This window comes from Pedobacter sp. MC2016-05 (assembly GCF_026239735.1).
Classification (GTDB): domain Bacteria; phylum Bacteroidota; class Bacteroidia; order Sphingobacteriales; family Sphingobacteriaceae; genus Pedobacter.
Genome location: NZ_JAPIVT010000037.1, coordinates 1 through 11,160, shown reverse-complemented (window position 1 = coordinate 11,160; position 11,160 = coordinate 1). Strand labels below are relative to the sequence as shown.

11 protein-coding genes are annotated in these 11,160 nt (G+C 37.0%); 4 read left to right on the top strand and 7 right to left on the bottom strand.

Annotated elements, in window-relative coordinates; translation table 11 throughout:
• Window positions 1-19: 19 nt before the first annotated feature.
• The 6 genes from OQZ33_RS23905 to OQZ33_RS23880 all read right to left on the bottom strand — a co-directional run bounded on the left by OQZ33_RS23905 (window position 20) and on the right by OQZ33_RS23880 (window position 5,046).
• Window positions 20-1,177: a glycogen debranching protein gene (locus OQZ33_RS23905; RefSeq protein ID WP_265802076.1), complete on the bottom strand. Its 1,158-nt coding sequence runs from the start codon at window positions 1,175-1,177 to the stop codon at window positions 20-22.
• Window positions 1,143-2,135 (bottom strand): alpha-amylase family glycosyl hydrolase, encoded by a 993-nt coding sequence (locus OQZ33_RS23900; RefSeq protein ID WP_265802075.1) that lies wholly within the window; start codon window positions 2,133-2,135, stop codon window positions 1,143-1,145. The genes OQZ33_RS23905 and OQZ33_RS23900 overlap by 35 nt, the downstream gene beginning before the upstream one ends.
• Before the next feature lie 117 nt (window positions 2,136-2,252).
• Entirely contained in the window at window positions 2,253-3,389 is a 1,137-nt protein-coding gene (locus OQZ33_RS23895; protein ID WP_265802074.1) for a serine hydrolase domain-containing protein, read from the bottom strand.
• Window positions 3,390-3,419: 30 nt separating this feature from the next.
• The gene (locus OQZ33_RS23890) at window positions 3,420-3,809 is read right to left on the bottom strand and encodes a VOC family protein (protein WP_265802072.1); all 390 of its coding nucleotides are present in this window, start codon (window positions 3,807-3,809) and stop codon (window positions 3,420-3,422) included.
• Window positions 3,810-3,958: 149 nt separating this feature from the next.
• Complete coding sequence (locus tag OQZ33_RS23885) at window positions 3,959-4,720, bottom strand: competence protein CoiA (protein ID WP_265802071.1); 762 nt, start codon at window positions 4,718-4,720, stop codon at window positions 3,959-3,961.
• Window positions 4,721-4,731: 11 nt separating this feature from the next.
• Complete coding sequence (locus OQZ33_RS23880; protein WP_265802069.1) at window positions 4,732-5,046, bottom strand: hypothetical protein; 315 nt, start codon at window positions 5,044-5,046, stop codon at window positions 4,732-4,734.
• Window positions 5,047-5,461: 415 nt separating this feature from the next.
• Here OQZ33_RS23880 and OQZ33_RS23875 point away from each other — a divergent pair, with 415 nt between their 5' ends.
• Entirely contained in the window at window positions 5,462-7,579 is a 2,118-nt protein-coding gene (locus OQZ33_RS23875) for an HRDC domain-containing protein (RefSeq protein ID WP_265802068.1), read from the top strand.
• Window positions 7,580-7,588: 9 nt separating this feature from the next.
• On the opposite strand, the gene OQZ33_RS23870 is transcribed toward OQZ33_RS23875, so the two are convergent.
• Window positions 7,589-8,089, bottom strand: coding sequence for a hypothetical protein (locus OQZ33_RS23870; protein ID WP_056850145.1), 501 nt, complete (start codon window positions 8,087-8,089; stop codon window positions 7,589-7,591).
• A gap of 179 nt (window positions 8,090-8,268) precedes the next feature.
• Between OQZ33_RS23870 and OQZ33_RS23865 the strand changes: the two genes are divergently transcribed.
• From OQZ33_RS23865 to OQZ33_RS23855, 3 genes are all read left to right on the top strand, one after another.
• Window positions 8,269-8,589 (top strand): hypothetical protein, encoded by a 321-nt coding sequence (locus OQZ33_RS23865; RefSeq protein WP_265802065.1) that lies wholly within the window; start codon window positions 8,269-8,271, stop codon window positions 8,587-8,589.
• Window positions 8,590-8,861: 272 nt separating this feature from the next.
• Window positions 8,862-9,206 (top strand): hypothetical protein, encoded by a 345-nt coding sequence (locus tag OQZ33_RS23860; protein WP_265802063.1) that lies wholly within the window; start codon window positions 8,862-8,864, stop codon window positions 9,204-9,206.
• A gap of 115 nt (window positions 9,207-9,321) precedes the next feature.
• A partial coding sequence (locus OQZ33_RS23855; RefSeq protein WP_265802062.1) for a TonB-dependent receptor occupies window positions 9,322-11,160 on the top strand: 1,839 nt, incomplete at its 3' end.

The following is an 11,160-nucleotide window of genomic DNA, read 5'->3' as shown; positions in this document are numbered from 1 at the left end:
CTTAAAACCTGCTTTCTTTTTATGCTGATTTGAGAACGGTTACGGATCTTCGGGCAACTTCTAACCCTTCAGATGCAGTAAATAAACCTAAGCCATCTTTAGCAATTTCACCAGTCGCAGTATCTAACACTTTCTTCCAGCTTTTCCCATATTCTTCCTTTGGAAGTTTATAATCTAAAGCTTCGTAATGTGCGTTGAAAATGATAAAAAAGTGGTTATCAAGAATATCTTCGCCCATCGGGCCTTTGCTTTGTATTCCTTCACCGTGAAAATAAATTCCAATAGAACGGGCAAAATCTTTTTCCCAGTTATGCCCTTTCATCGGATTTCCATCAGGCGTAAACCAGGCAATATCTTTTATGCCATCCTCACCTACTTCTTTACCAACAAACCACTTTCTCCTTCTTAAGCTGGGGTGATTTTGCCTCAACTGAATCAACTCTTGAGTAAAATTTAATAATGATTGATCGGCATTTGCCCAATCCAACCATGAAAGATCATTATCCTGGCAGTAGGTATTGTTATTTCCTTGTTGGGTTTTCCCCATTTCATCGCCAGAAACAAGCATAGGAATCCCCTGTGATAAAAATAGTGTCGCTAAAAAATTACGCTTTTGCTGCAATCGCAGGTTGATAATTTCTTCGTTATCGGTTTCTCCTTCTACTCCACAATTCCACGATTTGTTATGGTCTTCGCCATCATTGTTATCATCTAAGTTGGCCTCATTGTGTTTATGATTATAGGAAACCAAATCATGAAGCGTAAAACCATCATGCGCTGTAATAAAATTAATACTCGCAGTTGGGCGGCGATAATCTTCTTTGTATAAATCCGGACTTCCAAGAAAACGTTGTGCAAATTCGCCAAGCATATTCGGGTTGCCCCGCCAATAATCACGCATTACATCCCGGTACATGCCATTCCATTCTGCCCATCCAGGAGGAAACTTTCCAACCTGGTAACCTCCCTCTCCCACATCCCAGGGTTCGGCAATCAACTTGGCCTGTGAAATTACCGGATCCTGGTGGATGATATCAAAAAACGCACTTAACCGGTTAACTTCATGTAATTCTCTGGCTAAAGTGGAGGCCAGATCAAATCGAAAACCATCGATATGCATCTCTAAAATCCAATACCTCAAACTATCCATAATAAATCGGAGCACGTTCGGTAACATCGAATTTAGCGTATTTCCAGTGCCGGTATAATCTTTTATCGTTTTCCAATCTATAATAGCAGTGGTTATCGATCCCTTTAAACGACAAGGTTGGGCCAAGGTGATTTCCTTCTCCTGTATGATTGTAAACTACATCTAAAATCACTTCGATTCCGGCTTTATGTAAAGCCTTTACCATATCCTTAAACTCGCGAACCTGATCGCCCCGAATATCTGAAGAAGCATATTGAGAATCGGGGGCAAAAAAACCGATGCTATTGTAGCCCCAATAATTTGTTAATCCTTTTTCTTCGAGATGATGGTCAGAAATAAATTGATGTACAGGCATAAGTTCGACAGCCGTAACTCCCAATTTTTTTAAGTAGTTGATTGATACGGGATGAGCAAGCCCTGCGTAAGTTCCCCTCAAATTTTCGGGGATATCCGGGTGGGTTTTTGTAAAACCCTTAACATGCATTTCATAGATAACCGTTTGATTATAACTAATTTTTGGGTGCTTATCGTCTTCCCAATCATAGCTTGAATCAATTACAACTGATTTTGGCATGTATGCTGCACTGTCCGCTTCATTGAAGCTCAGATCCATTTCTTCTGATCCTAACTGATATCCAAAAAGAGCTTCGTTCCATTTTATATTGCCGGCAATGGCCTTAGCATAAGGATCTAGAAGTACTTTGTTGCCGTTAAAACGATGGCCTTGCGATGGACGGTAAGGTCCGAATACCCTATAACCATATAACTGCCCTGGCTTTACATCAGGGATATAGCAATGCCAGATTTGGTGCGACCTTTCCTGAATATTAATTCTCACCGTTTCTTCTTCAGCGTGTTCATGATCGAAGAAACACAACTCTACAGCGGTTGCACTTTCAGCATAGAGTGCAAAATTAACTCCGTTTCCGTCCCATGTTGCTCCCAAAGGATAAGCTTCCCCCGGAAATTGTAAATATTCAGCCATACTATAAATCTGATCGTTCGTAAATCAAAACTCGTCTTTGATTTAACAATCCGTTTGACTTATGAAATGTTTTGAAAATTTATCATCTACAAAAAGCTAACTAAACTGAGAATAATCTTATTTAACAAAGTTTTGATAAAGGCTATTGATGGCATCGCGACTGAAATCAGGAAAACCATCTGTGTAGGTAGGATTTATCCCATTGGTAATAATGACGAAACCAAACTTTTCTTTTGGATTGAAAAACATCGTACTATATAGCCCGTAAGCCGATCCGGTATGACCCTTTAACTTAACATTTGGAATAAAATTGTCAGCAGTTCTGATTGCTAATCCGTAACCTTCATCAGCCGTAATAGCGGTTTGCATCAATTTCGAATGCTTTTTTGAAATAAGTCTTACTCCATTTGATTGACCATAATTCATATGCATCATCATGTATTTTGCCAAATCTGTTGCCGATATTTTCATTCCTCCTGTTGGAGAGAATATAGGTGTAGAATAGCCCATAACGTAATTTTTAATTTCAGTTCTGCGTGGTGCATACGCTGCTGTTGCGTTGGTAAATTCGCTCGTCTTCGAGTTGTATTCGTAAAGCTTCACAAATCGGGTGCTGTCTAATGAATCTACACAGTAACCGCCATAAAGCCCCAAAGGCTTTAAAACATGATTTTTAACGTAATTATCGAATCGCTCACCAGATTTCTTCTCTATAATCGCTCCGATGATATTGAAATTCAAATTACAGTAATCGAACTTACTTCCTGGAGCATAATCATTGTAACACTTGGCCCAATTTGGATTTTTATCCGGATTAATCAAATCGAGGTTTAAGTATCCCTGAGAATCATTCAAACTCGAAGTGTGCGAAAGTGCCATTTTCAAGGTTATTTTTTGATCTGGATATTTCGGGTTTCTGATCTTAAACCCTACTAAATCTCCAAAATCGTCATCTAGCGAAAGTTTACCCACCTCTACCAATTGCATAATGGACGTTGCCGAAAAGGATTTTGAAATAGATGCAATACGGAAAATATCGCGATCGGTCAGCTCCGTTTTTTTATCTAAATCTTTTAGTCCAAAAGAGTGTGTATAAATTATTTTCCCGTTTTTTACTACCGCCACTGAAGCACCTACCGCATTAAACTTTTGCATTACAGCCTTAAAATCAGCTTCTGCTTTTTCATTTTGAGCATAAATACTCGTGCTGATCAATAACAACACGAACATCACCTTTAAAAAAATCTTAATCATAAATTGGAAATTATAATAGCGTAGAAATATTTATTTAGCGTCGTTTACCTCCAGCCAATGACCATCGGGATCTTTGAAATAAATCTGTTTTACTCCATCAAGCCTTAAGTTGATGGCGCCAACTTTACCCGCCCAATCTTCAAACGGAATCTTTTTATTATTCAAAGCGGCTATAAATTCATCGATTGATGAAACGCTGAAACACAAATGATCATTTCTATCAAAGATTTGATTGGCCTTTTGCCCCTCAATTAAATGAAGTGCACCAGCATTTCCCAATGAGAACCAAGTATGCTTGCCATCTTTAAATGGTTCTGGAATTACTTTTAGACTAAAAACAGTTTGATAGAAGCTTGTCGATTTCGTTAAATCGTTCACATAAACAGCGATGTGATTAATTACAGCTGGTTTCTGAGCCATGGTTTTGGATACAATAATTGCTAAAAATAAGAATGTAATTGAAGCTATTCTTTTCATACCTAAAGATCAAAATATTAGTTTAACAAGTGCAAAGATTTAACTTTTTATTGTGCAACAATATCATTGAAAGACTTGCAGGATGCTGTTTCTTATTTAACATCCTTTCCCAATTCACTGTATTTAGCGATAAACGCTGTTTTATTAATCAGCTGCAAATAGTTGTAATCGGTGGAGATTTGATGTCGCTTTCTTAATCGGTATAAAAAATGGCCACCAAAATCGATGAAAATTGGACACGAAGCGTTTAGCCATGCTTTGTGCGCATTGCGCCAACTAAAAGAATAAAAATCAGATGAGACTGGGATTGATTTTAATTCCTTATGGTAAAAATTTAGCACTTCTGGTTGAGGATTTTTAGCTAAAGCATCGATTTTACGGATGACCGATAAATGCTCAGAAGCGCAAAATTCAAATGGATCTAATAATGGGCTAAGCGGATTTGGAATGGATTTTAAGATTTTTAAACCTTTAAACTTCAAACCATTTACCACCCAGATTAACTTGGGATAAAATCGTTCTCTTGATTGAAGCTCTTCGGTGGTTATGGGCGAATTTTGAAGTTCGATGGTTAGACCTGATGCCGTATGTATATCTGCCCGATGAAATTCTTTCAAAGACTCATCATAAAAGCTTACTTCACGAAATTCGGGTGCAAAAACTTCTTTCCATTGGCGATGCCACAAAGTTTCGCTTTCCCACCAGGAATCGCAATGGCTAAGAGAAACATGTGCCCAATGATGGATTTTTATGGAACCACATTTTGCAATTACTTTTTGCCCACAACCTAAACAAACGGCACTTTTGCCTTTTAAAGCTTCAACTCGATTTCCGTTTAACAACGCAAACTGCATGATTGATGTAACTATTCGTTGCCTTTAAAAATATTCATTACGGCAGTTTTCCATTGAATGTATCCTAAATCGCCACAAACTTTTGCTACAAATCCTTCCACTTCATCAGGTACATCATTTACTATGCGCCAACGGATTTTATATTTTGGGTTATAGCTAATATAAACGACCACATCATCAGTACGTTGTCCCACAGATTGTAAAGCCTGCAAATGAATATCTCTTAAGTCATCGGCTGCGTTTTTCAATCGCTCATTCATGATTTTCCCTAAAGAAAGATCTGGTTTAAAATCTGTTTCTAATATTGCTAAAACTGTAACAGTCATATCACTCCTCTTCGTTTGAAAGCCTTATAAACAGCTTTCTTCCTTAATTGTTTAATGAATCGCCAGCAGCGAATTAAACAAATTTATACTAAAATAATTAGCAAACAAAAATAAAAACAGTTATTTTTAACGCTTAAACATCAATCAATTTAAACCAATTGATTTACAGAAGAATAAAAATTAATAAGGGAAGAAAATTTAAGCAAACAAAAGGAGATTAACTTTTAAATTGATCTCCTTGGAGGTCAGGCTAATCATCATATTGGTTTAAATTGTATTTGAAATCATGAAAATAGCAAGCCATGATTAAACTACAAATGTGAATAAATCGGCTTGTAATCAGGCAAAGCATTACTGACATTCTGTGCATCTTTGCATAAATATTTTGATAAATTAAGAAGGATCCCTGCATAAGATGAACGAAACCGATACTAATCAATCCGCTCCCGATAACCAACTTATTCTCGATTTTATCAAGTTCACAAATCAACCTATTTTTCTAACCGGAAAAGCAGGAACCGGAAAAACCACGCTGCTAAAAAAGATCAAAGAAACTACACAGAAAAATTTCGCTGTAGTGGCGCCAACTGCTGTTGCCGCAATAAATGCAGGTGGAGTTACCATCCATTCGTTCTTTCAAATGCCATTTGGACCAATTATTTCTGTGGCTAACGACCAGCAATTTAAAGAAGTAAAATACAATGAAGAAAAGATAAAGCTCTTGAAATGCCTGGAACTTTTAGTTATTGATGAGATTAGTATGGTTCGGGCAGACATGCTCGATTTTATTGATCAATCTTTAAAAAAAGTAAAAGGTTCTAACATGCCATTTGGCGGTGTACAAGTTTTAATGATTGGTGATTTATATCAACTATCGCCGATTGCACATGATGCATGGCATATTTTGAAAGAATATTACCTAAGTCCTTACTTTTTTGATAGCCATATTCTTAAATCAATTTCATTAACCACCTTTGAGTTAAAAAAAGTTTATCGTCAATCCGATCCGTTATTCATTGATATTTTGAATAGAATTAGAGAGAATGATTTAACGCCAGCACTTTTAGATAAACTCAATTCACATTACGATCCAAGTTTAGAAGATAATTGGAAAGATGAGTACATCACCTTAACCACACACAATAATTTAGTTACCCAAATTAACAAAGATTGTCTTGAGAAATTAGATGGTGAGCTTCACACCTTTAGTGCAAAAATAACAGGCGATTTCCCTAAAGATGCTTATCCTGTTGATGAACTATTGCAGCTTAAAGTAGGTGCCCAGGTGATGTTTATCAAAAACGATTCGTCTGGTAAAAAGCAGTATTACAATGGGAAGGCGGCAAAAGTTGTGTCTATCTCCAATGATACGATTAAAGTGCAATTCTTAGATGATTCGGCTCATTTTGAAGTGGAGCGAGAGGAATGGAAGAATTTGAAATACAACCTGGATCAGGAAGAAAATAAAATTGAAGAAGTAAATACGGGCTCATTTTCTCAATATCCATTTAAACTGGCCTGGGCAATTACCATTCATAAAAGCCAGGGCTTAACGTTCGAAAAGGCAATTGTTGATATTAGCGCATCCTTTACCCATGGACAGGCTTATGTAGCGTTAAGCAGGTGCAAAAATTTGGCTGGCCTGATTTTGAAAACCCCGGTGAAGATGGAGAATATTATTACCGATAAAAGGATTATAGGTTTTACATCAAAGGCGGTAACCCAGGTTCCGACTGACCAAAATTTAGCGCTCTATGTTAAAAAATACACCTGGGATTTGATTGAAGACTTGTTCGACTTCAGTTCTTTAAGCGAAAGCTGGGCCAACATAAAAGATGTTAGTTTTAATGCTTTCGATGAGAATGCGGCCTTTAAAAACATGTTAAATAATACTTCCGAAATTTTGGATGCTCAACTGATTAGAGTGGGCACAAAATTTAGAAGTCAGGAAGTTGCCAAAATTTCGAAGGAAACCGATGTTGCTGACGAGAAACTATTTCTAGACCGATTAAGTAAAGCTTCAACCTATTTTACACCAAAAATAAATCAGGTAATTGCAGAAATATCCAAGTTTACATCTTTAAAATTATTGGCTGATGAAAAGTCGGAAAGAACGGTGATTACGCTGATATCAATTTTAAATACCTTAAATGTGAAACTGGCCTTATTTGGTTTCCCGTGGGCAAAATTTTCGATTGCAGATTACACCAAAACTTTTTTAGATGCCGGTAATAAATACGAGATTACACCCAGGAAAACATTTGTAGCTAAAATTGATATTCCTAAAGAAATCGCCAATCAAAAACTTTATCAGCGCTTACTTGATTGGCGCAGTGATTTGAGTAGGAAAAGAAACGTTCCTGAACACACTATCCTTTCTGATGTTGCTTTGGTGAACATTGCATCGAGACCACCGAAAACTACCGATCAACTCGCAGCCATAAGAGGAGTAGGAATTGGTAACGCCGTTGATTTGGGAGGAGAGATTATGAAGATTGTGAACAGCTTTATGGGTGCTAGCACATTATTCTAACCTTTGTAACTACTTGAAAAATAAAAAATAGCAAACGGTTAACACAATTCCGATAAACATGAAGCCGACACGAGCAAGCCATTTATTTAAGATACTTTGGCCCTGTTGAGTGATATTTTTCTCGAGGTTTTTGAGTAAAACTTCTTGCTTTTCTACCTTTTCTTTGAGGTCTAAATTTTCAGTTTTAAGATCGAATATGCTTTTTCCGGTATCTTCTTCTAATTTGTTTAAAGCGTAGCGCCGTTTAAAACCGCCTTCGCTAATAAACATATCTACACCTGCTTGTTTACCCACCATTGCCGGTAATGGAACGCCATCTACCTGTCCCACTAAAATAACGAGATTCATTTGAACTAAAACATCCAGATAATCAGAAGCCAGCGTACCATTTCCTCTAAATATTTTAAGTACCCTATCGGATTTGATATAAACTTCCTCCTCAAATTCGTTAAGGATATTGTCCAAAAGCTCACATTTAGCTGGAGTTAAACTTATGGAGAGATTTTTCATTTAGGTGAACGTGAATTATTCGGCAAGAAAGCAAAAAATAATTTAAACAGAAAGTTTTATTGCAAAATAAGCCAGAATAGCACATTTGGAGCGGGAAAAATGATATTCCTCCATGTTGTTATCATCTTTCATCAAAACTTATGCTAAAAAATCAATGTTGTTTATATAAAAATCATACTATGAAAAATCCAGATCAAGAACCAATTAAAGACGATGAAATTCCAAACATAGCGCAATTTCAAGTCGATCGCTCAAACGGCAATGCAGCAGAAGGCCATGCCCCAGACGAAGAAAATGATGATGAAAGTTACACCGAAGATGAGATTCCTTTTGCTGATGGAGAAGGAACTCAGCTTGATGAAGTTATCGATGAGCAAGAAGGAGATGAGGCGTTAGAAGATGATGAGCTAGAGGATGACGAATTACAAGATGACGAACTAGAAGGTGACGAACTAGAAGATGACGAGTTAGAAGATGATGATGAACCAAGTCAGATTTAATTAAATTGAAGCTGTCTCAAAATCAATTTGATAAATGAAAAGACAAAAAAAATCTTGAATATCGCCGTTCCCAGGCATCAAGATTTCTCAAAATAGTAATCTTGGAAAATATTAAATTCGCAATTTTGAGACGGCCTCTACAACATCTATTTAAGCGTTTAGTTTAATTATCAAACGATTACAAATAATTAATCTTCTCAATAAGCCCAAAATATTTATTTTTTGAAAAATCAATTGTTATTTTCAAAAATAAATGCAACTTTGTGGCGTAAATGAATAACAGGAAACTAAAAAAAAGAACTGATTTAGTGAAGGCGGTGAGCGCACTGCTCATTTTCACTTTCTCGTTTATTTCTGTAATTCAAATCATCCACAACCACAACACTGACGATGTTGAGCAGGTGGGTAATCAAAAAGATAATATTTCTTTTACCGAAAAATGTTCGGTGTGCGATTATTTGGCACATAAACATGGGAAAGAGATCTTGTTGCCTCTACCCTTTTCTATTTCATATCCTTTACCAAAAGTAAACCTGCTTAATACAGGCACATTTTTAGCCAATTACAAATTTACACTTCAAGGCTTTACCAATAAAGGCCCGCCTATTTCTGCCTAGAATGCCGTAATCGGTATTTCCAACCTCCAATATTTTTCTCAATTTTTTTGACATGATTAGTATGCCAATGCTTTGCATATGCTAATCCTTTAACTATTGGCTTAGGCCATCGGCAATGCGTAAATTTTTAATTTTATTATTTTCCTTATTTGGAACTGTGCAGGTATATGCGCAACAATTTCAACTCAGTGGAACCGTTTCTTACGAACTAAAACCGATCTCAAACGCTACGGTCCAGCTAGTTCAGTCGCCAATTTCAACCCGTACAGATGATCGGGGTAACTTCACATTTCCAGCTTTGGAAAAAGGAGTTTATCACCTGATGGTTATTGCAGTAGGCTTTTCCAAAACAACAATCACAATAGAAGGAAGCGATCAGGCTGTTATCAAAAATGGGGTTCTTCAAAAAGAGGTCAAGCAACTAGCTGACGTCATCATAAAAGATAAACATGTAGAAAATCGCCGTAAAGCGGAATCGTTGAATATAGAAATTGTTAACCAGGATTTTATCCAACGAAATTTGGGTGGAAGCCTGATGAAAAGCCTGGAGCGCTTGCCAGGAATTAAGACCATTGGCATCGGTTCAGGACAATCGAAACCGTTAATTAGAGGCTTGGGCTTTAATAGAGTTGTTGTTGTTGAGAAGGGTATTAAACATGAAGGGCAGCAATGGGGAGCCGATCATGGTTTGGAAATTGATCAATTTGCCACTGGCGAAATTGAACTAATTAAAGGTTCTGCCTCATTTATTTATGGATGTGATGCCATTGGAGGCGTAATTGACATATTACCGATTGCCGTTCCAGCGCCAAATAGCCTTGGGGGTTCGGTAGATTTAATTGGAAAAAGTAATAACAACCTATACGGAACATCGACAAATCTTTATGGCAGAAACAAAAAATGGTTTTTCGATTCGCGATTTACTTACCAAAATTATGCTGATTACCGGGTACCTGCAACCAAGGTTTATGTGTATGACTACGAAGTAAATTTAAATAACAATCGCTTAAGAAATACCGCAGGAAAAGAAACTGGAATTCATTTCAATACTGGTTTTGTTGGAGATAAGTTTAGATCGATATTTTATCTAAGTAATACCTACACCAAAAGTGGTTTTTTTGCCAATGCCCACGGACTGGAGCCAAGACGTGTTGATAAGCAGCTCCACGATAATTCAGATCGGGATATTTTACATCCGTATCAATCGGTTAACCATTTTAAAATCATTAACAGATCGAGCCTTCAATTAGAAAACCACAACATTGAAGCTGAATTAGGTTATCAAAAAAACTTTAGGCAGGAATTTAGTCAATACGTCAATCATGGCTTTATGCCCCCTATTTATCCTTCATCGCTATTCGTTCAGAGCGATTTAGAAAGGGAGTTCGATAAATCAGTTTACTCGGCAAATCTAAAAGATAGAGTCAAAATTGATGCTCACGAATTAACCGTTGGAATAAATGCAGAATGGCAGCGTAACAACATCAACGGATGGAGCTTTCTGGTTCCGGCATTTAACCAAAGTACAATTGGCGCTTTTGCGTACGATAAGTTCAAAATCAGCGAAAATTTATTGCTGCATGGTGCGATAAGGTACGATAGAGCACAAATTAACATGTTTGAATACAAGGACTGGTTTCCATCGCAAGTTAATAGAAACGGCAATTTCGAACAGCAAAACCTGCAACGGGCTGCCAATTTGAATCGCACTTTCAACAGCTTGGTATGGTCTGCTGGATTAAATTACAATCTATCGAATTTCAGTTTAAAGGCTAATATTGGCAAAAGTTTCAGAATGCCGATTGCAAAAGAACTAGGTGCAAATGGAGTAAACTATCATTACTTCAGCTACGAAAAAGGGAACCCGAATCTTTCCGCTGAAAAATCATATCAAGTAGATCTAACGCTCGGCTGGAGCGATGCAAAATGGTCGGTTCAACTTAGTCCCTTTTAC